The 20,906-nt window shown below is 72.2% G+C and carries 18 protein-coding genes and 1 pseudogene; 5 read left to right on the top strand and 14 right to left on the bottom strand.

The window, feature by feature from the left end:
* Nucleotides 1-157: 157 nt before the first annotated feature.
* Nucleotides 158-922, bottom strand: a complete 765-nt coding sequence (locus CHAN_RS10840) for an alpha/beta hydrolase family protein (RefSeq protein WP_048741198.1) — start codon at nucleotides 920-922, stop codon at nucleotides 158-160.
* 223 nt (nucleotides 923-1,145) lie between these two features.
* Between CHAN_RS10840 and CHAN_RS10835 the strand changes: the two genes are divergently transcribed.
* The 3 genes from CHAN_RS10835 to CHAN_RS10825 are packed head-to-tail and all read left to right on the top strand — an operon-like array spanning nucleotide 1,146 to nucleotide 2,998.
* Entirely contained in the window at nucleotides 1,146-1,733 is a 588-nt protein-coding gene (locus CHAN_RS10835; RefSeq protein ID WP_065421462.1) for a TetR/AcrR family transcriptional regulator, read from the top strand.
* Nucleotides 1,723-2,145 (top strand): YbaN family protein, encoded by a 423-nt coding sequence (locus tag CHAN_RS10830; RefSeq protein WP_290289687.1) that lies wholly within the window; start codon nucleotides 1,723-1,725, stop codon nucleotides 2,143-2,145. The genes CHAN_RS10835 and CHAN_RS10830 overlap by 11 nt, the downstream gene beginning before the upstream one ends.
* Before the next feature lie 10 nt (nucleotides 2,146-2,155).
* On the top strand, nucleotides 2,156-2,998 hold the full coding sequence (locus CHAN_RS10825; RefSeq protein WP_290289685.1) for a metal-dependent transcriptional regulator: 843 nt from the start codon (nucleotides 2,156-2,158) through the stop codon (nucleotides 2,996-2,998).
* Here CHAN_RS10825 and CHAN_RS10820 read toward each other — a convergent pair.
* The 8 genes and pseudogenes from CHAN_RS10820 to CHAN_RS10785 form a co-directional block, all read right to left on the bottom strand.
* Nucleotides 2,982-3,851, bottom strand: coding sequence for a metal ABC transporter permease (locus tag CHAN_RS10820; protein WP_290289682.1), 870 nt, complete (start codon nucleotides 3,849-3,851; stop codon nucleotides 2,982-2,984). The genes CHAN_RS10825 and CHAN_RS10820 overlap by 17 nt on opposite strands.
* The gene (locus tag CHAN_RS10815; protein WP_290289680.1) at nucleotides 3,848-4,930 is read right to left on the bottom strand and encodes a metal ABC transporter permease; all 1,083 of its coding nucleotides are present in this window, start codon (nucleotides 4,928-4,930) and stop codon (nucleotides 3,848-3,850) included. Before CHAN_RS10815 ends, CHAN_RS10820 begins: the two co-directional genes overlap by 4 nt.
* Nucleotides 4,927-5,655, bottom strand: coding sequence for a metal ABC transporter ATP-binding protein (locus CHAN_RS10810; protein WP_290289679.1), 729 nt, complete (start codon nucleotides 5,653-5,655; stop codon nucleotides 4,927-4,929). Before CHAN_RS10810 ends, CHAN_RS10815 begins: the two co-directional genes overlap by 4 nt.
* Entirely contained in the window at nucleotides 5,655-6,611 is a 957-nt protein-coding gene (locus tag CHAN_RS10805) for a metal ABC transporter substrate-binding protein (protein WP_377748472.1), read from the bottom strand. Before CHAN_RS10805 ends, CHAN_RS10810 begins: the two co-directional genes overlap by 1 nt.
* Nucleotides 6,612-6,935: 324 nt before the next feature.
* Nucleotides 6,936-8,759, bottom strand: a complete 1,824-nt coding sequence (locus tag CHAN_RS10800) for an AbgT family transporter (RefSeq protein ID WP_290289677.1) — start codon at nucleotides 8,757-8,759, stop codon at nucleotides 6,936-6,938.
* Between the two features lie 471 nt (nucleotides 8,760-9,230).
* Nucleotides 9,231-10,799: a long-chain-fatty-acid--CoA ligase gene (locus tag CHAN_RS10795; protein WP_290289676.1), complete on the bottom strand. Its 1,569-nt coding sequence runs from the start codon at nucleotides 10,797-10,799 to the stop codon at nucleotides 9,231-9,233.
* Between the two features lie 256 nt (nucleotides 10,800-11,055).
* Nucleotides 11,056-11,955: a thioesterase domain-containing protein gene (locus tag CHAN_RS10790; protein ID WP_290289674.1), complete on the bottom strand. Its 900-nt coding sequence runs from the start codon at nucleotides 11,953-11,955 to the stop codon at nucleotides 11,056-11,058.
* 53 nt (nucleotides 11,956-12,008) lie between these two features.
* Nucleotides 12,009-12,227, bottom strand: a pseudogene (locus CHAN_RS10785) (phosphopantetheine-binding protein); the annotation flags it as partial.
* Nucleotides 12,228-12,438: 211 nt separating this feature from the next.
* Between CHAN_RS10785 and CHAN_RS10780 the strand changes: the two are divergent.
* Nucleotides 12,439-13,851, top strand: coding sequence for a lipopolysaccharide biosynthesis protein (locus tag CHAN_RS10780; protein ID WP_290289672.1), 1,413 nt, complete (start codon nucleotides 12,439-12,441; stop codon nucleotides 13,849-13,851).
* Nucleotides 13,848-15,071: a glycosyltransferase gene (locus CHAN_RS10775; RefSeq protein ID WP_290289670.1), complete on the top strand. Its 1,224-nt coding sequence runs from the start codon at nucleotides 13,848-13,850 to the stop codon at nucleotides 15,069-15,071. The genes CHAN_RS10780 and CHAN_RS10775 overlap by 4 nt, the downstream gene beginning before the upstream one ends.
* On the opposite strand, the gene CHAN_RS10770 is transcribed toward CHAN_RS10775, so the two are convergent.
* The 5 genes from CHAN_RS10770 to CHAN_RS10750 are packed head-to-tail and all read right to left on the bottom strand — an operon-like array spanning nucleotide 15,016 to nucleotide 20,873.
* Nucleotides 15,016-15,927, bottom strand: a complete 912-nt coding sequence (locus CHAN_RS10770) for a glycoside hydrolase family 16 protein (RefSeq protein ID WP_290289668.1) — start codon at nucleotides 15,925-15,927, stop codon at nucleotides 15,016-15,018. The genes CHAN_RS10775 and CHAN_RS10770 overlap by 56 nt on opposite strands.
* A complete protein-coding gene (locus CHAN_RS10765) occupies nucleotides 15,924-17,042 on the bottom strand; it encodes a glycosyltransferase family 2 protein (protein ID WP_290289666.1) in 1,119 nt (372 codons plus the stop codon). Before CHAN_RS10765 ends, CHAN_RS10770 begins: the two co-directional genes overlap by 4 nt.
* Entirely contained in the window at nucleotides 17,039-18,124 is a 1,086-nt protein-coding gene (locus CHAN_RS10760) for a serine hydrolase domain-containing protein (protein WP_290289664.1), read from the bottom strand. The genes CHAN_RS10765 and CHAN_RS10760 overlap by 4 nt, the downstream gene beginning before the upstream one ends.
* Nucleotides 18,121-18,333: a hypothetical protein gene (locus tag CHAN_RS10755; protein WP_290289662.1), complete on the bottom strand. Its 213-nt coding sequence runs from the start codon at nucleotides 18,331-18,333 to the stop codon at nucleotides 18,121-18,123. The genes CHAN_RS10760 and CHAN_RS10755 overlap by 4 nt, the downstream gene beginning before the upstream one ends.
* Nucleotides 18,330-20,873, bottom strand: a complete 2,544-nt coding sequence (locus tag CHAN_RS10750; protein WP_290289661.1) for a hypothetical protein — start codon at nucleotides 20,871-20,873, stop codon at nucleotides 18,330-18,332. Before CHAN_RS10750 ends, CHAN_RS10755 begins: the two co-directional genes overlap by 4 nt.
* Nucleotides 20,874-20,906: the final 33 nt, after the last annotated feature.

The following is a 20,906-nucleotide window of genomic DNA, read 5'->3' as shown; positions in this document are numbered from 1 at the left end:
CACGCCTGATTCGGAAACTCCCCGGTCAGCGGGCAGGGGGCGTCGCCGAAGGCCCTGCGGGCGCCTTCTCGGGCGCTGGCAGACTCGTTCCGCGCCTTCGGCGGGCTCGGTCCACGTCTCCGGAAGACTCCCTTTCATGCCTCCGGCGGGCTCGTCCTCACGCCTCCGGCAGGTAGGGCTCGACCCATGTCCGGATCAGATCCGCGGCGCGCTGCGGGGCACCCGGCCGGACCAGGAGGTGGTCCGCCTTGTCCAGGCTCAGCAGGGACTTGGGGTACCGGGCGACGAGGAAGATCTTCTGCGCGCTGTCGATGCCGACGGTCTGGTCGGTCGGGGAGTGGAGCAGCAGCAGTGGCTTGCGCAGCTTGTGGATGTACGTCTCCGGGTTGATGTCGGCGAGGATCTCCAGGAACTCGCGCGAGATCGGGATGTCGCGGCCGGCGATGGACAGCATCTGGGTGCCGTGGGCGTCGATCTCGCCGATGGCGTCGGCGAAATGGAAGATCGAGTGCGCGGGATCGAAGGGGGCGCCGATGGTGGCGACCGCCTTGACCTTGGGCATCCGCTGGCCAGCCAGGATCGCCGCCGCGCCGCCGAGCGAGTGGCCCATCAGCAGCGACGGCGCGGTGTACTCGGCGTCCATGAACTCGTAGGCGGCGACGAGGTCGTCGACGTTGGTCAGGAAGGTCGTGTCGGCGAAGTTCCCGCCGGATTCGCCCAGTCCCGTGAAGTCGAAGCGCAGGCACGCGATGCCCTGTTTCGCGAGCGCCCGGCACGTCCGCGCCGCTCCGGGCACCTTCCTGCTGCAGGTGAAGCAGTGCGCGAACAACGCCCATGCGCGGGGTTCGCCGTCGGGCAGATCGATGGTTGCGGCGATGGTTTCGCCGGTGGATCCGGTGAAGGTGACGTTCTTGCTGGCCATGTAACCGGAGGGTACGCGCGCGGCGGCATTCGGGCCGTATCGCGTCCGCGGCGCCAAATCGGCGGGGTATAGTGACGTTTTGGGTTGGGACGTCGTCAAGCGATGGAAAACCGCAGGCCGACGGCATGCCGCGCCCGCCGCGGAACCCGCCGCGCCCACCCGCGCACGAGCCCGCCCCCGCGCACGCGCACGCGCCCGCGGGACGCCGCCGAGAGGAGACGCCATGCCGAAGATCACCGGCCCCACCGTCGTGGAGCACCGGGCGGCGCAGCACCGCGCGCTCCTCGACGCCGCCGAGCGGCTGATCGGGGAATCCGGCGGCGACGTGCCCACGCTCACCGAGGTCGCCGAGGCCATGGGCCTGGCGCGGTCGAGCGTGTACCTGTACGTGAAGTCGCGGAAGGACCTGGTGGTCCAGCTGCTGCTGGACATCATCCCGAACTGGACCGGCGGCATCGCCGACGCGATGGACGCCGCGGGCGACGACCCGCTGGCCCGCCTGGAGGTCTACGTCGACGAGACGTTCCGACTGTTCGCGAAAGGCGACCACGGCCAGCTGATGGTCGCCGCCAAGCAGGTCCCGGAGGCGTTCATGGATCCGCGGGTGCAGGAGGCCCACAACGCGCTGGTGCCGACGCTGCACGGGCTGCTGCGCGAGACCGGCGGTCCCGTCGCCGTCGCCGCGCTGCCCATCCTCGATGTCGCCGCCCAGCGCGGCGCGGAACTGGTCGCCTCCGGCCGGGCCGACGAGGGCGAGATTCGCGAGGGCCTGCGCCGCATGCTCCGCGGCGTGGTCTCCGATGGCAGCTGAACCCGTCCCGCGGCCGGTGAAGTCGCGGGCGATGCGCTGGGGGCTCATCGGCGCGGGCCTGGCCAGCCTGGTCCTCGGCGCGGTCGGTGCGGTGCTGCCGCTGCTGCCGACGACGCCGTTTCTGCTGTTGTCCGCGCTGTGCTTCGCCAGGGCCTCGGACCGGCTGCTGGCGTATCTGCTGGGCCACCGGGTCTTCGGCGCCTACCTGCACCAGTACTACTCCGGCCGGATGAGCCTGCCGTACAAGGTGCAGACGCTCGCGCTGTTGTGGACGGGCCTCGGCGTGTCGGCGTGGCTGATCGGAAAGACCTGGCCGTGGGTGGTGTTCGCGGTGATCGGCACGGGAGTGAGCATCCACATTCTGACGCTCGGGCGGAGGAACCCGCCGGGCAGCGGCGACGGGGTGCGGTAACGTTCCCGGCATGCCAGAGTCCGCGTCCGAGCAGGAGAATCGGCCCGCGCCGGGTGCCCCGGCCGAGGGCTTTGCGACGCGCGCCGCCGCAGGTTCGCCCGCATTGTCCGAGCTTTCGCCGAATTTCCAGAACTACCTCAAGGCCATGTGGACGCTCCAGGAGTGGAGCGACGAACCGGTCTCGCCGACCGCGCTGGCCGCGCGCGTCGGGGTGAAGCTGCCCACGGCCTCCGACGCCGTGCGCAAACTCGGGCGGCTGGGGCTCGTCGACTACGAACGCTACGGCTCGGTGTCGCTGACCGAGGACGGCCGGCGCCTGGCGCTGGAGATGGTGCGGCGGCACCGGCTGATCGAGACGTTCCTCGTGGAGATGCTCGGCTACCGCTGGGACCAGGTCCACGACGAGGCGGAATCGCTCGAGCACGCGGTGTCGGGGTTCATGATCGACCGCATCGACGACAGGCTCGGCCACCCCGACCGAGACCCCCACGGCGACCCGATCCCGCGCGCGGGCGATGAGCCGTCGCTGCCCGGGGTCGTGGTGCTCACCGGGATCGAGCCGGGGTGCCGCGTGCGGGTCGAGCGCATCTCCGACGAGGACCCCGAGCTGCTGCAGTTCTTCGCCGGCCACGGCATCGGCGTCGGCGTGGACCTGGAGCTGCGGCCCGGGGCGCCGTTCTCGGATTCCGTTGAGGTCGCCGTGATCGACGGCGGAGACGGCGAAGGCTACGGGGCCGGAGAGGGTTACGGGGCAGGGGACGTCGAAGGCGCCGGTGGCGGCGCGGCCCCCGCCGGCTCTCTGCCGTTGGGCCGCACCGCCACCGACGCCATCTGGGTCACGCCGTGCGGCTGAGCGCCCGCGCCCGTCGCGAGCGCGCCCGCGTGTACAGGTGCGCGGCGATGAAAATCGAGCCGTAGCAGACCGACATCGCGGCGCTGGTCGCGGCGTGGAGCACGTACGCGCCCCAGAATCCCGCGATGCCGCCGCCCACCGCGACCGCGGCGGTGACCGCGAACATGGTGCTCAGGCGGCTGGTCAGCAGGTGCGCCGTCGCCGCCGGCACCACCACGAGCGCGATCACCAGGATCGCCCCCGCCGCGTTGAACGCCGCGGTGACGGTCACCGACACCAGGAACATGAACACGGTGTTGACGGCCTTGACCGGGATGCCGATGCTCGCGGCGAAGGGGCCGTCGAACGTCGTGGCCGTCAGCTGCGGACGGAACGCCGCGAGGAACGCGACGTTGACCGCCAGCACCGCGAGCATGACGTAGAGGTACGCCGGCCCGATCGAGGATCCGCCGATGGTCAGGTGGCGGAACGCGGCGAGGTTGAGGTCGCCGACGAGGACGGCGTGGGTGTCCAGGTGGACGTTGGCGAAGTTGAGCGTCACCAGGATGACGCCGCCGCTGAACAGGGCCGGGAACACCAGGCCCTGCGGTGCGTCGCCGGCGATGAGGCCGGAGTCGGTGAGCCATTGGCTGCCCAGCACGACGATCAGCCCGGCGGTGGCGGCGCCGAGGATCAGCCACGGCGAATCGAGGTTCCGGGTGAAGAAGTACCCGACCACGATGCCCGGCAGCACGGAATGCGCGATCGCGTCGACGAGCATCGAGTCGCGCCGCAGCACCACGAAGACGCCGGGCAGCGCGCAGGCGAGCGCCGTGACCACGGCGAGCAGGAGGGTTCCCGCGAGGAAGCTCATCGCGCCACCTCCCGCCGCGATCCGTTGACGGTGCCATTGACTGCCCCATTGCCGGCGCCGTTGCCGGTGCCATTGACCACGCCGTTGGCGGCCCCATTTACGGCGCCATTGCCGGTGCCGGTGAGGGCATCGAGCCCGGCTCCGGCGCGGGCCGGGGCCTGCGCGCGCAGTTCCCGGGCCAGGTCGGCCCGGCCGCGCACGCGCGCGATGGCCTGCGTGACGACGCTCCGGCGCGGCGCGAAGAGCATCGACACCAGGAAGATGACGAACAGCGTGATCACGATCAGCGGCCCCGTGGGGATCTTCCCGAGGGCGATGGACAGGTAGGCGCCCACGCCGCTGCCCACGGCGCCGATGGCGGCGGAGAGGCCGACCATCGTCGGCAAGCTCCGCGTCCACTGGCGCGCGGCGGCCGGGGGAGTGACCACGAAAGCCACCATCAGCACCAGGCCCACCGCCTTCACGCCGATGACCGTGGCCACGACGATGCAGGTGAACATGATGCCGTCGATGAGCCCCGGCCGGAAGCCCAGCGAGGTCGCGTGGGCGGGGTCGAAGGTGCGGATCTGGAATTCCTTCCACAGCAGCAGCATCGGGGCGAGCGCGACGACGCCGACGGCCAGCGACGTGACCAGGTCGGCGCGCGTGATCACCGAGGCGTTGCCGAAGAGGTAATCCTGGATGCCGCCCTTGTCGGGGAAGGGGCGGTTGGTGATCACGCGCATGAGCACCATGCCCGCGCCGAAGAAGACCGTGAGCGTCACCGCCATCGCGGTGTCGATGCGGATCTTCGACGTCGCCGCCACGGCGTTGGAGTACCAGGCGGCCAGCGCGCCGGCGACGATCGCCCCGATGATCAGGGCGGCCATGTTGCGCCCGCCCAGACCGGGGATCGCCCCGGCGATCAGGAACGCGACCAGGGTGCCCGGCAGTGCCGAGTGCGAGACGACGTCGCTGACCAGGGACTGCTTGCGCAGGTACGCGAAGGATCCCAGTGCGCCGGCGACGAGCCCGATCAGCCCGGTGCCGAAGAAGACCATCCGGTAGGTGTGGTCGGCGAAGAAGTCCGCGAGGGTCATCGGGGAACCCCCGCGGCGAGGTCGTACGTTTCCGCGATCTTCTCGCGGGTGAAGGTTTCGCCGACCGGCCCGGACGCGACGACGCGGCGGTTGAGCAGCGTGACGTAATCGCAGAACTCGGACACGGTGGCCAGGTCGTGGTGGACCATGACCACGGTCTTGCCTTCCTCGCGCAGGCGATGGAGGACCTCGACGATGGCCCGCGCGCTTTTCGCGTCGACGCCCTGGAAGGGCTCGTCCATGAAGAACAGGTCGGCGTCCTGCGCCAGCGCCCGCGCGAGGAACACGCGCTGGCGCTGGCCGCCGGACAGCTCCCCGATCTGGCGGTCGGCCAGTTCGGTGACTCCGGTGTTCTCCATGGCCGCGGCGGCGCGGGCGCGTTCGGCCGCGCCGGGGCGGCGGAACCACCCGAGACCGCCGTAGGTGCCCATGAGCACGACGTCCTTCACCCGTGCGGGGAAGTCCCAGTCGACGCTGGTGGACTGCGGCACGTAGGCGACCCGGCCGCGCACGCGATTCAGGGGCTCGCCGAAGAACCGGGCGCTGCCGGTCAACGGCGGGATGAGCCCGAGCATGGCCTTCAACAGCGTGGACTTGCCGGCCCCGTTGGGGCCGACGACGCCCATCACCACCCCGGCGGGCACGGCGACGTCGGCGTTGCGCAGCACCGGCGCGGAGTCGTAGGCGACGCTGAGGCCGACGGCCTCGCATGCCGGGGTCGCCATCAGGCCTCCTTTCCGAGCGCCTTCGCCACGGCCTCGGCGTTGTGCTTGAACACGCCCAGGTAGGTGTCGACGCCGGGTTCGGAGCCGAGGGAGTCGGCGTAGAGCTCCTCGGTGGAGATCTCCACGTTCCAGCCGCGGGAGCGCACGGCTTCCTTCAGGCTGGTGATGGCCTGCGGGTTGGCCTGGTTGTCCTGGAAGATCACCGGGACCTTCTTCTCGGCGATGAGGTCCGCGAGCTCGGACAGCTCGGCGGCGCTGAGCTTGGCGTCGGTGGAGACGAAGTCGGTGGCGCGGACCTCCAGGCCGAAGGTCTTGCCGAAGTAGTTGAACGCGTCGTGGCCGGTGATGAGCATGCGCGGCTCGGGGATGCCGGAGAGCTTCTCGCGGGCCTCCTTGGCGGCCTCGTCGATCTTGCCGGCGTATTCCTTCGCGTTGGCGCGGTACTCGTCGGCCTTGTCGGGCTTGGCCTCGGCGAGCTTGTCGGCCACCAGGCCGACGACCTTCGACCATGCCTCGGGGCTGTTCCAGACGTGCGGGTCCTTCAGCGGCTTGCCCTCGTCGTCCTTCTCGGGCCAGTCGAGCAGCATCTGGTCGGGCAGCTGGTCACCGACCGCCAGCTGGCGGTCGCCGAGCGAGGACAGCTGATCGGTCATGAGGGCCTCGAGGTGGAGGCCGTTCCACAGCACGACGTCGGACGAGTTGATGTTCTCGATGTCCTTCGTCGACGGCTGGTAGGTGTGCGGGTCGCCGCCGGGGCCGACCATCGTGGTGACCTTGGCGTCCGGGGCGATGTTGGCGACCGCGTCGGCGAGGTAGCCGGTGGTCGCGTAGACCTTGAGCGGCTCGCCGCCGCCCTTGGCGGAATCGCCGGATTCGGCGGGGGAGCAGCCCGTGAGCAGCAGTGCGGCCGCGGCGAGGACGCCGACTGCCTTCTTGGCGGTGGATCGGATGGTCACGATCGACCCCTCTCATCGTTGTGGGTGTGAGTCATGTCGATAAATCTAACTTAGGCGTGACGAACACTTTAAGATAGGGGTGTCTCCGGGGTATGGGGAAAATCTCGCGGAGCTGCGGCGGAGCGGGTGTGGGAGCTGTGCCGGAGCAGGTTCGGGAGCAAGTGTGCAGCGGCGTCGCACCACCCTTGCGCACCGCCCCGGCGCACCGTCTCCCGCGCCCCCCGACCCCGGCGGATCCGCGCACGAAAAAACCGGCCCGCACCATGAACTGGAGCGGGCCGGCCCGTCGTCAAGCGAAAAGCCCCGGCGGCGGGGCCGGCGCGGCTAACGCACCGGCACGCCCGGGCCCAGCGGAATGCCCACCAGGTACCAGACCACGAAGAACAGGAACCAGCCCACCAGCATCGCCATCGCGTACGGCAGCGTCAGCGACATCAGCGTGCCGACGCCCGCGCGCTTGTAGTACTTCTGCAGGAACGTCAGCGCCAGCGCGAAGTACGGCGACATCGGGGTGATGATGTTCGTCGGCGAATCGCCGATTCGGAACAGCATCTGCGACACCTCCGGGGCGATGTCCACGTACATGAGCATGGGCACGACCACCGGCGCCATCAACGCCCACTGCGCCGAGCCCGACGTGATGAACATGTTCAGCGCCGCCACCATCAGCACAAGCGCCGCGAAGAGCACCAGCGGCGGGAGATCCGCGCGGGTCAGCAGCTCGGCGCCGCGGATGGCCGTCCACTGGCCGAGGTTCGACCACGAGAAGTACGACGTGAACTGCGCGACCGCGAAGAACAGGACCATCATCGCGGTGAGGGTGCCCAGGCCCTTCTCCATGAACTTCGGGATGTCCTCCGACTTGCGGATCGATCCGATGACCAGGCCGTACGCGATGCCCACCACCGCGAACAGCAGCGCAATCGGCACCACGATGTCGGTCAGCAGCGGCGAATTGAGGATGCCGTCGCCCTCACCGCGCAGCGGCGACCCCGGGATGAACAGCAGCGCCGCCCACGCGCCGATCGTCGCCAGCGCCGCGAGGCCGGCGACCTTCAGGGCCTTGACCTCCTTCGGATCGAGCTCGAGGTGCTCGCGCAGCTCCTCCTCGGAGCGGGTTTCGCCCGTGCTTTCCGACGACCCGTCCCCGGCGTCGCCGTTCGCGGAACCGTTGGCGCCGCCGCCGTTCCCGCCGCCGTTCGCGCCGCCGTTCGCGGCCGAGGCGGAGTCGTCGCCGCTCATTTCGTCGTCGGCGTCGCCCGGCTTGGTGAACGCGGCGGCCTCGTAGTTGATCTCGCCCTCGTCGAACGTCCGGCGGGCATGTTTGACCATGAACAGCTCGGTCACCGCCGTGATGATGGCGGCCAGCACGATCGCGGAGGACATGGAGAAGAAGTAGTTGGCCAGCGGCGACACCACGTACTCGCCGTCGACGATCTGCGCCGCCGACGTGGAGATGCCGGCCAGCAGCACGTCGGTGATGTTGAGCACCAGCGACGAGTTGAAGCCCGCCGACGACGCCGCGAACGCGACCATCGCGCCGACGATCGGATTGCGCCCGACCGCGCGGAACGCCGCCGCGCCCAGCGGGATGAGGATGACGTACACGGCGTCGGAGGCGACCGAGCCGGTGACGCCGGCGAGGGCGACGACGAACGTCAGCCACATCGGCGACGACACCTTCGCCACCGCGGCGCGGATCGCCGCGCCGATGAAACCGGAGTATTCGGCGACCGCGACGCCGAGCATGCACACGATGATGAGGCCCACCGGCGCGAAGGTGACGAAGTTGTCGACCGCGTCGGTGACCATCTTCTGCAGGTACTCGGCGGTCATGAGGTTCTGGACCTCGATGGTCTCGCCGGTGCCGGGGTCCTTTGCGGACATGCCGGCCATCGAGCCCAGCCAGGACGACACGATGACCACGCCCGCCAGGATCACGAACAGCCAGAACGGGTTCGGCAGCGCATTGCCGACCCTCTCCAGCGTGGCCAGGAAGCCCTTCGGCTTGTCCCCGTTGCGGCCGTTCCCGCCGTTTCCGTTGCCGTTCTTCCCGCCGTCGGCGTCCGCCGGGCGGGCGCTCCCTTCGGCTGTGGCGGTTCCTCCCCGCCTTCGGCCCCGGGCCTTGTCGCCGGTGTCGGTGGTCATGGTCGCTCCTTGGCTCGGGGGCGCCGCCCGTCGTCCCGGGTGCCGCCCGATGTCGGTGTGCGTTCACGGTCCCGGGAAGTTCCCGGGCAAGATCGTCCGCTGCTCCCGGCGGACCCACTCCAAACTATCGAATGAGGCGTGAATCACAATCACGGGGCGCCGTTCCGGCCTCGCCGGCCCACCCCGAATGGTGCCCGGCCTTCGTGTTCTTCCGGGTTGACCCACCCCGAATGGTGCCCGGCCATCGTGTTCTTCCGGCTTGACCCACCCCGAATGGTGCCCGGCCATCGTGTTCTTCCGGGTTGACCCACCCCGAATTGGCAGACCCACCCGTTGCAGCGGGTGGGTCTGCGCATTCGGGGTGGGTTAAGCGAGCGGCGGCGCTGTGCCCGTCAGATGGGCGGCGGGTGCGGCGTGCGGGGCGTGGTGATGCCCCGGCAAGCGGCGTCGCCACCTGCCGGGGCATGGCGGCTAATTCACCTGGCGCTCGCGGTCGTCCCAGAACTCGCGGCGCAGCTCGCGGCGCAGGATCTTCCCGGAGGGGTTGCGGGGGATGCTCTCGACGATCTCCCAGCGCGTGGGCAGCTTGAAGTTGGCCAGGTGCTGCCGCAGGAACAGCAGCAGGCGGCGGGTGGTCGGTGCCTCGGCGCCCGGCTTCGGCTCGATGAAGGCCATCACGGCCTCGCCCGTGGTGTCGTCGGGGATGCCGATGACGGCGGCGTCGCCGACCTCCGGGTGCCGCGCGAGCACGTTCTCGATCTCGGCGGGGAACACGTTCTCGCCGGCGACGAGGATCATGTCCTTGAACCGGTCGTGGATGAACAGGAAGCCCTCTTCGTCGACGTAGCCCGCGTCGCCGGTGTGGATCCACCCGTCGACCAGCGTCTTCGCGGTCGCCTCGGGGAGGTTCCAGTACTCGACCATGCGGTTGGGGGTGCGCAGGTGGACTTCGCCGACCTCGCCCTGCGGCACCTCTTCGCCGTCCGCGCCGACGATGCGCAGCCCGAATCCGGGGTAGGGCCGCCCGGCGGCCTTGAGCCGCGGCGAGCCGGGGTAGTGCTGGTCCGGCGGCAGGCAGATGGCGGTGTTTCCGGTTTCGGTGAGGCCGTAGATCTGCGAGAACTTCGCGTCGAGGATGCGCGTGCAGTTCTCCAGCACGGAGTCGCCGATCGGCGCGCCGCCGTAGATCACGCGCCGCAAGGTGGTGAAGTCCGCGGGCGAGACCCCGGGCAGCGCCACGATCGACGCCATCATGGCGGGCACGAAGATGGCGTGGGTGATGCCGTGGCGGCGGATGTTGTCGCGCGCCGCCCCCGCTTCGAGGTCCGGCATGGAGAACACGGTCTGGCCGGCGTTGAACGTCTGCGTCGCGTACCACATGCCGCCGACGTGGAAGCCGGGGATGGCCACCAGGCAGATGTCGCCCTCGTCCCACGCGATCCAGTCCTCGCCGGCCTCGCCCAGGGCGTTGCGCATGCCGAACCAGCTGCGGTGGGCGAGCACCACGCCCTTGGGCAGGCCCGTGGTGCCGGAGGTGTAGATCTGCGCCATCGGGGTGTCCGGGGTCGGCGTGAATGCGGTCTCGCCGCCGTCTGCGAGGACGTCGCAAAGCAGCGGGTTCGCGTCGCGCCAGGAGTCCCAGTGCCCGGGTGAGCTGGCGATTTCGGTGGCCCCGGTGGTCCTGCGCAGCGGGTGGGTTTCGTCGAGCAGCACCACCTCGGCGCCGGAGTCGGCGAGGATGTGGTCGACCTCCTCGGCGGTGAGCTTCCAGTTCACGGGCACGAGCACGGCACCGAGGCGCACGCACGCGAACAGCGTCTCCCAGTAGGACGGGTGCTCCTTCCCGATGAACGCCACCCGAGACCCCTCGCCCACGCCCAGCGCCGCCAGCCCCGCCGCGGCGCGCCCGGAGTTCTCGTCGAGCTGCCGGTAGGTGACGGCGGTGCCGTCGGGCATCAGCACGGCGCGGTGGTCGGGGCGCGTGGCGGCGTGGTGGTCGAGGGATTCGGCCAGGGTGGTCAGTTCGGGGAGGTAGATCATGCGCGTTCCTGGGTTCTCGTGAGCCGGCCTCGGCCGTCGGCGGCGGGTGCGCGCCGGGGTGCTTTCCGACGGTCCGTCGCCGCCCGCGGAATGCCGCTGCTTCGCTCGATGCGTGTCCGTTGCGGGCGGTGCCCGCCCATACGAATAGCAGTCGGTTCCACCGGGAAACCGGTTCCCGGCGATGCCCGGATCGCGCCGGGCGGTACCCCGTCCCGGGGTTGGCGGGCGGTTCCCGGGGTGTGGCCGGACGTGCCCCCTAGGCCCCCGTGATCTCGTCGGCGATGGTGCGCAGCGCGGCGGGGTCGTTGAGCGGCGAGAGGTGGTCGCCGGGGATGCGGACGATCCGCGGGGCGGGGTCGAGCGCGGCCCACCGGTCGGCCATGATCTCGTTTTCGTCCGTGACCAGCACGACCGTGTTCGGCGGCGTGCCCGTGAGCTTGATGCGGTTCTGGATGCGGATGGCGTGTTCCCAGAACACCGCCTGCTGCGTGACCGGCTCGTGGCGCGCCAGGCCCGCGGTGAGGATGCGCCAGTGCGTGCGCAGGCGCTCGGTCAGCGGAGGTGGAGCGGGCGCAGCGGGCGCGGCGGCGATTTCGGCGGGTGCGTCACCGGCGGGCGTGGTGTTTGCCGACGGCCCGCTGCTTGCCGACGACTCGGCCGCCCCGCATTCGCCGGCGTCGTGGGATGCGGTGACCCACTCGCCGGTCGTGTTGCCGGCGGCGAGCCGGATGTCGGCGACCGATTGGCCGTCGCCCGCGAGCATGGTGTCCAGGAGGATGACCTTCTCCACCTCGCGGCCTTCCTTGGCCAGGCGCCGGGCGCATTCCATGGCGATGTGCCCGCCGAAGGAGTGGCCCAGCAGCGTCACGGGGCCGGTCGGCTGGATGCGCCGGATGTCGCGCAGGTGCCGGCGGGCGTGGGCGCCGAGCGTCGGGTCGGCCAGTCCCCGGGAGTGGAAGCCGTGGGCGTGGAACGCCCAGCTTTCGCGCCGGCCGGACAGTGCGGCGCCGAGCGGCAGGAAGCCGACGGCGGAGGCCCCGCGCCGGCGAACATGAACACCGGCGGCGGGGCGGCGTCGGCGATTCCGGTGGCGGAATCGTCGTCGCCGGCACCACCCGCGCCACCCGTCAGAGGCCCGTCGGACAGCTTCGTGCACGTCGGCGCATTGCCCCGGAACTCTTCGGCGCAGCGCGCGTCGATGGCCTCGGCGAGTTCGGCGACGGTCGGGTCGTCGGCGAACAGGTCGGCCCCCAGGTCGCGGCCCAGCGCGCGCCGCAGTTCGATGAGGGTCTTCTCCGCGCCCAGCGAGGTGCCGCCCAAGTCCGAGAAGCGGTCGCCGCGCCCGATGGGTTCGATGCCGATCACCTCCGACCAGGCCTTCGCGATGGCGTGCTCCACCGGGGTGATGGGGGCTTCGACGTCCGACATGGTTCCTTCCGGGGCGGGCGCGCGCGGCGGGCTGGGGTTCGAAGATGGGATGCGGGCAGTGGAATCGGCCCGGGATTCGCCCCGGGATGCGGCCACGGCGCGCGGGTGCGGGCCGATCCGGGCTACCCGGGAATCGTAGGCGCGCGCTCCCGGAGGTGGCATCCGGGGGTGCCCGCGACCTGGTGCGAGAGGCCGTCGCTATGGTCTGAATGTGCCTTCGACCATCAGTGGACGCCGCACGGGCGGCTTAGTCGACCGCATCCGCCGGCCCTCGGCGATGGCGGTCGACTCGGTCGCCCTCATGATCTCCAGCGGCCTCAACGCCGTGTTGGGGCTGGTCTACTGGATGGTCGCCACCCGGCTGTACCCGGTCGAGGAGGTCGGCCGCGCCTCCACGCTGATCAACGCCGGCATCGTCCTGTCCAGCGCGTCGATTCTCGCGTTCGGCCAGATGCTCGAGCGTTTCCTGCCCGTCTGCGGGCGGCTGCGGCGTCGCGCCATCGTCGGTTCCACCGTGGTGGTCGCGGCGCTGGCCACGGCGTCGGCCGGCTCGTTCGTCGCGTTCTGGCCCACCGGGGCGTTGCTGTCGGAGCCCTGGCAGGCCCCGGCGTACGTCGCGTCGGTGGTTGCGCTGACGATGTTCGCCCTCTACGACTCGGTCCTCGTGGGCCTGCACCTCGGCCGGTGGGCGGCGGCGAAGAACATCGTCCACGCCGTGGTGAAACTCGGCCTCGTCGCCGTGCTCGGCGCCGCCGCATTCGGCGGCGCCGCGAGCCCGGGAACGGGCACCGGGGATGGGGCGGGGGACGGCGCGGGACCGTCCGCGGTGGCGATCCTCGGTTCCTGGGTCGTGCCCGCGGCGGTTCTGGTCATCGCCGCGCAGGTGGCGCTGGCGATGCGCCGCAGCCGTGCGCTGCGGGCCGCCGGAAGCATCCCGGTGCCCGCACCCGCCCCGGCGCCGGAGCGTGGCGAGGCCGACCCGGACGGCGAGCCGGATCTGCCGCCGCGCCGCGAGCTGGCGGCGTACTTCGCCACGTCGGTCGGCTGGATCATCGGCCAGGTGCTGCCGGGCCTGTTCATCCCGCTGATGGTCGAGCGCAGGCTCGGTCTCGCGGAGGCCGCGTACTTCAACATCGCGTGGATCGTCGTCGCCGCGTCGATCATGCTGATGAGCATCATCGGCGGCCCCTTCGTCGCCGAGGCCGCCCGCCCGGGGTCGGATCTCGCGGCGGCGGCTCGGTCGCTGCTGCGCATCGCCACGGCGGCGAGCCTGTTCCGCCTCATCGCGGTCGGCGCGCTGGGCCCGGTGGCGCTGCTGCTCTACGGCGCCGAATACGCGGAAGCCGGCACGATGCTGCTGGTGCTCATGGGCGTCGCGCACTTCATCTCGGGCCCGGCGTTCGTCTACGGCGCCCTGGCCAAGGTCTACCGGCGCATCGCGTACCCGATGATGGTGCAGCTCATCGGCGCGGTCGTGCTCGTCTGGCTGGCGTGGTCGTGGCTGCCGGAGCACGGCATCGTCGGCGTCGGCTGGGCGTACCTGGTCCACGACGTCGGCGTGCTCCTCGCCGCGGCCGTGCCCCTGCGCGTCATGCTCGGCGAAGCCCTGCGGGGACGCCGGTGACGGGGGAGGGCGGCGTCGCCAAGCCCGCGGTCGCCGTGTTCCGCGCCCAGCTGCTGCCCGGTTCGGAGACGTTCATCCGCGACCAGGCGGATGCCCTCACCAATTGGCGGCCGGTGGCAGTCGGCGCGCTGCGCGTCGCCTCGCCGTTGGCGCGGCCCGCGGACCTGGTGCTTTACGACGCCGCCCCGCCCGACGCGCCGGAGCACCGCACCATCCGCGATCGCGCCGCGCTGCTCGCCGCGGACATGACCGGCGTGGCGCCGCGCATCACCCGGGAGCTGCGGAGGCTGCGCGACGACGAAGGCGTGCGGCTGGTCCACGCCCATTTCGCCAAGGACGCGTGGCTGGTCGCCCGCGCGGCGCGGCGGGCGGGGCTGCCGCTGGTGGTCACCTGCCACGGTTACGACGTCACGTCGCTGCCCGCCCGCCGCGGCCTTGCCGGGGCGGTGTACCGGTGGCGCACCCGGCGCGTGCTCGCGCGGGCGGCGGCCGTCGTCGCGGTGTCGGGGTTCATCGCGGATCGCGCCCGCGAACTGGGCGCGGCCGAACCCGTGGTCGTGCACACGGGCGTGCGGCTGCGCGGCGCCGGGGCGGAAGCGGGCGAGCGGGGTGATGGTGGGCAATCCGATGCCGAGCGGACCACCGACATCCTCTTCGTGGGCAGGCTGGTGCCCAAAAAGGGCGTCGATGATCTGCTGCGCGCCATCCCCGAAGTGGAGGCGGCGCTGGGGCGCCCGGTGCGCGCACGCATCGTCGGCGACGGGCCCCTGCGCGCCGAACTCGGGGAACTGGCGCGGGAGCTCGGGATCGGGGAATCGGTGACCTTCACCGGAGCGCTGCCGACGGCGCGCGTCGACGCCGAGATGGCCGCCGCGAAGGTGTTCTGCGGCCCGTCGCGCACCGCCCCCGATGGCGATTCGGAAGGGTTCGGCCAGGTCTTCCTGGAGGCCGCGCTCGCCGGGACGCCGGTGGTGTCGCGGCGGCACGGCGGCATCGCCGAGGCCGTCGCCCACGGCGAAACCGGGCTGCTCGGCGAGCCGGGGGACGATGCGGCGCCGGCCCGCGACCTCGCCCGGCTGCTCGCCGACGACGATCTGCGCCGGGACATGGGCCGCCGTGCCCGCGAACGGGCGATGGCGGCCTTCGACATGGACCGGTGCGTGGTCAGGCTGGAGGAGCTGTACTCGGCGGTGGCGGCACCGCCCCGGCCGGTTCGCTGATCCGGATCCAGTCGACTTCCAGCACCGGCACCGTGTACTGCGGCAGCGGCGCGCCGGTGTGGCGGGTCACCCCGTTGTCCGCCGGCGCCCCGGTGCCCTCGACGGTGGCGCGGGCCTCGATCTGCATGCCGAACCACATCGGGCGATCGGGGACCGGATCGCCGTCGGCGCGGGCGAACTCCACGCCGTCGACGAGCAGGCGCACCGACCCCGGCAACCATTCGATGGCCCACGTCGCGGGTTTCGTCGCGTCGACGCGCACCTGGTAGCCGCGCTTGCGGCGTTCCCCGCCGGCGTCGCGCCAGTGGAGGAACGCATCCGTGCGGGAGCGGTCGGCGCGGTAGCCCTCGGCGAGGTCGATCTCCGGGGGCCAGTTGTCGTCGGCGGGCCACAGCAGCACGTGGTAGCTGAGCACCCGGTGGGGGATGGCGCGCATGCGGATCTCGTACAGGCCGTGGGTGCGCGGCATCCGCCACCCCGACACCGCGCCCGTCGCCCAACCCCCGTACGCCGGGGCGCCGGACAGGACCAGGGACCCGTTTTCGACCTTCGCCATCGACGACACCCAGCGGACGTGGGGATCCGAGCTGGGCTTGCCGTTGAACGCTTCCCAATGCGAGCCGAGGGACTCGCCGCCGAACTCGTCGCGGAACACCTCCCGCCACCCCGGCGGGGGCGGTCCGATGGCGGCCCCCGCCGCGGCGGCGCCGGAGCCCGGGGCCCCGTCGCCGCCGCTGCCCGGCGATGGCGTGCACCCGGCGGGTTGTGCCGAGATCACCCCGGCGACGCCGAACAATGCCAGCGCGCCCAGGAACCCGCGGCGCGGGAGAGCCCGGCGCCGGTCCATATCCGTCATCGGCCCATCACCGGCAGTTTCGCCAATCCATCGATGCCCGCGCGCAGCACCCGGTACGCCGCCGGGTATGCGCCGGCGGGGCCGAGCACCTTCAACGCGAGTCCGTGCACGGCGACGCGGCGGTGGCCCATCCGCCAGGCGTCGGCGAGCCCCCGCAGGGTCAGTTCGGGCAGCAGTTCCCCGTGGACCCTCGCCACTTCCCCGCCCGGCCATTTTTGGTGCACGGGCGTGGCCAGGCAGGGCACGAGGTGGAACCAGGTGCGGAACCCCGCTGCGGTCACGGGCGCGCCGGACCGCCGGGCGGGCAGTCGCGGCGGCAGCTCCTCGAGCGCCGCCTCCGCGCAGGCCGCGGTGTTCGCCAGGCGCAGCGTCGACCCCGTCGAGATCGATCCCGGCCGTTCCAGGTAGCGGTAGCCGATGAAGGGGATCAGCACCGCGGAACGGGCGTGGCGCGCGATGTCGAGCAACAGCAGGAAGTCGTCCTGGCTGCTCAACCGGTCGCGCGCGGCGGCGTCGGCGATGGCCGCCGCGAGCACCTCCCTGCGGATGAGCTTGTTCCACAGGTACCCGCGGACCAGCCCGGACAGCAGCGCTTCGGCCAGCTCCCCGGAATCGAGGCGGGCATCGCGGACGACGCCCTCCATCACCTGGACGCGGCCGCCCGCCTCGTGGCGCACCGCGCGGCAGCACACCAGGTCGGCGGGCGCGGCCTCCGCCAGGCGCGCGACGATCTGGGGGTCCCATTCGTCGTCGGCGTCGCAGAACCACACGTATTCGCCGTCGGCGGCGGCCACCCCGGCGTCGCGGGCCGCGGCGACGCCGCCCCGTTCGGGCATGGTCACCACGGACGCATCGTCGCGGGCGGCGGCCCACTCGGCGGCCAACTCCGCCGACCCGTCGGCCGAACCATCGTCGACCAGGATGAACCGCAGATCGGGGTACCTCAGCGCGGCCAGCCCGGCCAGCGCGCCGGGCAGGTACGCGGCGGCGTCGGCGAAGGGCATGACCACGCTGACCCGCGGCGGCGCGCCCGAGTCGGAGGACGCCGGGCCATTGGCCTGCTCCCGGAGCTCCGAGGGCTCCGGCTCATCGGAGCGCACGGGGAAATCGGTCACGGTTGCCTCGCATTCTCGTCGGACATCAGCGCCTGGGCGGCGTCGAGGATGGCGTTCCACGAATCGGACAGCATCACCACGGTGCGCCCGGCTTCCGGGTCGACCAGCACGACGGCCTGGAAACCGGCGACGGTGCCGACCTTCGTCAGCACCCGGCGGCCGTCGAGCCCGGTGACGCGGAAGCCGCGGTGGACCGCACGGGAACCCGGCGCCCCGACATCCGGATCCGGCGACGACGCGACGTATCGGGCGAACAGCCCCAGGTCCATCAGCGTCGACACCGCACCGCCGGCGGGGGCGTAGGCGCCGAGATCCCACACGGGCGCATGGGCGCCGTCCGCCTCCAACCCGCGCGGCGGGTTCAGGTTGTCGGGGCCCGGGAACCCGGTGTACCGCATGTTCAGCGGCTCCAGCAGCCGTTCCTTCAGCAGCTCCGGGTACGTCGTTTCCGCCGCCTCGGCCAGGGCGTGGCCGAGCAGGGCGATGCCGATGTTCGAGTAATGGTAGTTGCCGCGCCCGGTCAGGGGGTCGCGGCGGGCGCGGTCGTACAGTTCGTCGATGGTCGTGTGCTCGCGGGGCTCGGTGTGCAGCAACCGCGCGCTGAGCCGGTCGCGGACGCCGGGCCGGAAGTCGTCGTCGGCTCCCCATTCGCCGAAGCCGCCCTCGTGGTGGGCGAGTTCGTCGAGCGTGACCATCGCGGCGGGGGAATCCTCCATCGGCAGCAGCGACCCGAGCGTGGTGTCCGGGGCGACTTCGCCGCGGCGCACCGACTCGTTGTACAGCTCGATGGTGAACAGCTTGGTCACCGATCCGATGTAGTACGGCGTCGTCGCCGTGGTGCCGAACAGGGCCTCGCGGGCCCCGTCGCGGTCGACGACCAGAGCGGCGACTTCGCGGCGCACCCCGTCGAGGTGGGGGCGCACCGTTTCGGCGATGGCCTGGTCGCCGTGGGCGTCGTCGGGAAGCTGGGGCCGGGGCGGGACGGCCACCGACGCGGCCAGCGACAGTACGGCGACGCCCAGCGCGGCGATCGGCGCGGCCATGTTGCCGCGCAGGGAGGAGATGAACTTCGGTGCGGTCACGACAGTTCCGCCAATCGCAGGATGAGGGCCGCCGCGCACGCGATGGCGGTGACGGCGACGGCCGCGGTCAGCCACCGGCCGCGCGGCGTCGCCCGGTCACGGCGGCCCGGGCCGCGCACCTCGCGGTTCACGGCCAGTGCGGCGTACCCGGCGAATGCGGCGGCGGTGAGCAGCGCGGCTCCCCAGGTGATGAGGAATTCGGTCATCATCGGTTTCCTTCCGTCTCGGGCGCGGCTGCGACGGCGCCCGCCGCCGGGTCCGCGTCGCCGGGTGCTTCGGGTGCGGCGGGCTCCTCGACCCGGTCCCGCGGCTCGGTGGCCCCGACGCCGGGGTTCTCCGACAGCGCGCGGCCGTCGCTGGCGTTGCGCTCGAGCACGATGACGTGGTCGGTGCGCAGCACGATGCGGTAGCGGCCCGACGCCTCCAGGCGTCGCGCGATGTCGGCGTAGTAGCCCTCCGGGGCCTCGTTGACGATGCGCTCGTACGCCTCGCGGGTGGAGGTCAGGAAGACGTAGCCCGGGGCCTGGCGCATGAGGTTCGTGAACTCCGACGCATCCGGGTCGGTCCTCGACGGCGGATGGTGGATCTCGCCCACGCGCCCGACGCGCAGCGAGCCCTCCAACGCCAGCGGCCGCACCGTCGCGCGGTACGGCGCGATGTCGAGGAGTTCGCGGGCGGCGGCGAGCACGTCGGAGGGCGTGCGCTCGAAGGCGACGTTGACGCCGCGGGCGGTGATGCCCATGGCGCCGGCGACCGCGAGCACGACGGCCATCGCGGCGACGGCCACCGCCTCGCGGGCCTTCGCACGCGCCGTCCCCGGGGCCTTCGCTGCGACCTTCGTGCCCGGACGGTCCGGGGAGGCGCCGGTCGTCCCGTCGGCGCGGCGGGCGTCGTCAAGCCCCCGGCCCGCGACCCGTCCCAGGCCGCGGACCAGCGCATGCGCGGTGAGCACCGCGAAGAACGGGCTGGCGTACAGGAACACGCGCAGCACCATTTCGCCGCCGTAGCTCTGGCCCAGCACCAGCGACGCGGGCGCGATGACCGGCACCGCCGCCGCGGCCAGCGGGAACCGCCCGCGCAGCAGCAGCCAGCCGATGAACGCGCCGGCGGCGAGGATCGCCGACCAGCCGATGCGGAACCTCTGCATGGCCACGTAGGTGGCGTCGCCGCGGACGCGGTCGGCGAGGCCGCTGGCCAGCGCCTGGTCGGGTTTGCCCAGGCCCTCGAGCAGAATGCCGAGGTGGCCGGTCCACCAGTCGTAGGCGCCGAATGCGAACCACGCGGCGAACACCACCCCGACGCCGAACCACAGTCCGCGGTGCCGGGTGCGGCCCAGCAGCGACCACGCGCCGAGCGCGATGATCAGCGCCACCGGGGTCAGCTGGTGCTGCGTGACCAGCGCCGCCGCCAGCAGGAGCAGCAGCGCCTCGACCGCGAGGACGGTGCGGCCGGTCCAGCCCGGCGGGGCCGCGGGGGTGCGGCGGACCATTGCGGCGAAGGCGGCGGCGCCACGGCGGATGCGGCCCCGCTTGACGACGTCTCCTTCACCGCCCGTCGTCCCGGCGGCCGGGGCGACCGCCGGATCCCGCCAGGTCAGGGACATCTCGTGGAGGACGACGGCGGTGACCGCCAGGTAGAGCAGCAGCGCGGTCGACTGCGGCGAGAAGTAGTCCTGCTGGCCCCAGTTCGCGAACACGAACAGCAGCGCGCCGAGCCAGCCGACGCGGGCCGAACCGGTCAGCGCGCGGCCGATCACCGCGATGGCGGGCAGGTAGCAGGCCATGAGCACGGCCGGGTGGTACACGACCATCGCCGAGGTGTCGGGCAGGCCCGCCCACGCGCCGATGGCGGCGACTGCCGTGAAGAACGACGGCCAGCTGAAGCGGGCGTCGAAGCCGCGAAGCAGGGCACCGCGGTGGTCGATGGCGTCGGCGAAACCGACGTGGACGTAGCCGGTGCCGAACACGCCGCCGCCGTCGGCGACGTTGACGGTCAGCGTCACGATGATCGCGGCCGACGCGGCGGCGGCGAACAGCAGGCCGTGGCGCACCCGGCCCGAACGCCCGAGCCCCGGCACGAGCAGCACGGCGAAGATGCCGGCGATGAGCGCGAGCGCGGCGAACCACTGCCACGGCAGCACGCCGATGAGGCCCGTGGCCCCCGCGTCGTCGAGCTCGATGCGGCCGGTCGCCCACACCCACATCCCCAGCGCTACGGCGAGCACCGCGAGGGTGACGACCGTGAGGGCGTCGGGGCGGAGGGATCGGACGGCGCCTGCGGGATCCGCGGAGCCCGTCCGCGGGTGGCGGCGCAGCCATTCGACCGAGGCGAAGGCGCCGATCATGCCGATGACCGTCGCGGTCACCGGCGGCGACCAAGCGTCGAGGAGGATTTGCGCCAGGCTGGCCAGCATCACGGTGGCCAGCGACGTCGCCGGCGCCGTGGCCGCCCACAGTGAGCGGGAGCGCCCGACGGCGAGCGCCGCGAGGCCCGGGCCGGCGGCCGTGAACGCGAAGAACGTCGCCGCCAGCGCGGCGAGACCGCCGCCGGGCGCCCACCACGCGAGCAGCGGCAGAACGACCGAGGACACGAGCCCGGTGACGACGCCCGCCCGCACCAGCGGATCGGCCGGGGAGTCGCGCGCGGTGGCGAGAGCCGCCGCCCGTCCCGGGTCGCGTGCGGGATCGCGCGCATCGACGTCGGTCGGGTGGCCGGCCTGGCCGGCGATGGAACTGTCGGCGCCGGTCATCGGCGAACCTCCTCTGTGGGCATGGGGGATGTC

The sequence above is a fragment of the Corynebacterium hansenii genome (assembly GCF_030408795.1).
GTDB lineage: Bacteria > Actinomycetota > Actinomycetes > Mycobacteriales > Mycobacteriaceae > Corynebacterium > Corynebacterium hansenii.
This window is presented reverse-complemented; position numbering and strand designations above follow the sequence as displayed.

Excerpts from the sequence above, each read along its gene's own strand:
- CHAN_RS10840 (WP_048741198.1), bottom strand. The coding sequence starts at position 922 with ATGGCCAGCAAGAACGTCACCTTCACCGGATCCACCGGCGAAACCATC.
- CHAN_RS10835 (WP_065421462.1), top strand. The coding sequence starts at position 1,146 with ATGCCGAAGATCACCGGCCCCACCGTCGTGGAGCACCGGGCGGCGCAG.
- CHAN_RS10830 (WP_290289687.1), top strand. The coding sequence starts at position 1,723 with ATGGCAGCTGAACCCGTCCCGCGGCCGGTGAAGTCGCGGGCGATGCGC.
- CHAN_RS10825 (WP_290289685.1), top strand. The coding sequence starts at position 2,156 with ATGCCAGAGTCCGCGTCCGAGCAGGAGAATCGGCCCGCGCCGGGTGCC.
- CHAN_RS10820 (WP_290289682.1), bottom strand. The coding sequence starts at position 3,851 with ATGAGCTTCCTCGCGGGAACCCTCCTGCTCGCCGTGGTCACGGCGCTC.
- CHAN_RS10815 (WP_290289680.1), bottom strand. The coding sequence starts at position 4,930 with ATGACCCTCGCGGACTTCTTCGCCGACCACACCTACCGGATGGTCTTC.
- CHAN_RS10810 (WP_290289679.1), bottom strand. The coding sequence starts at position 5,655 with ATGGCGACCCCGGCATGCGAGGCCGTCGGCCTCAGCGTCGCCTACGAC.
- CHAN_RS10800 (WP_290289677.1), bottom strand. The coding sequence starts at position 8,759 with ATGACCACCGACACCGGCGACAAGGCCCGGGGCCGAAGGCGGGGAGGA.
- CHAN_RS10795 (WP_290289676.1), bottom strand. The coding sequence starts at position 10,799 with ATGATCTACCTCCCCGAACTGACCACCCTGGCCGAATCCCTCGACCAC.
- CHAN_RS10770 (WP_290289668.1), bottom strand. The coding sequence starts at position 15,927 with ATGACGGATATGGACCGGCGCCGGGCTCTCCCGCGCCGCGGGTTCCTG.
- CHAN_RS10755 (WP_290289662.1), bottom strand. The coding sequence starts at position 18,333 with ATGATGACCGAATTCCTCATCACCTGGGGAGCCGCGCTGCTCACCGCC.
- CHAN_RS10750 (WP_290289661.1), bottom strand. The coding sequence starts at position 20,873 with ATGACCGGCGCCGACAGTTCCATCGCCGGCCAGGCCGGCCACCCGACC.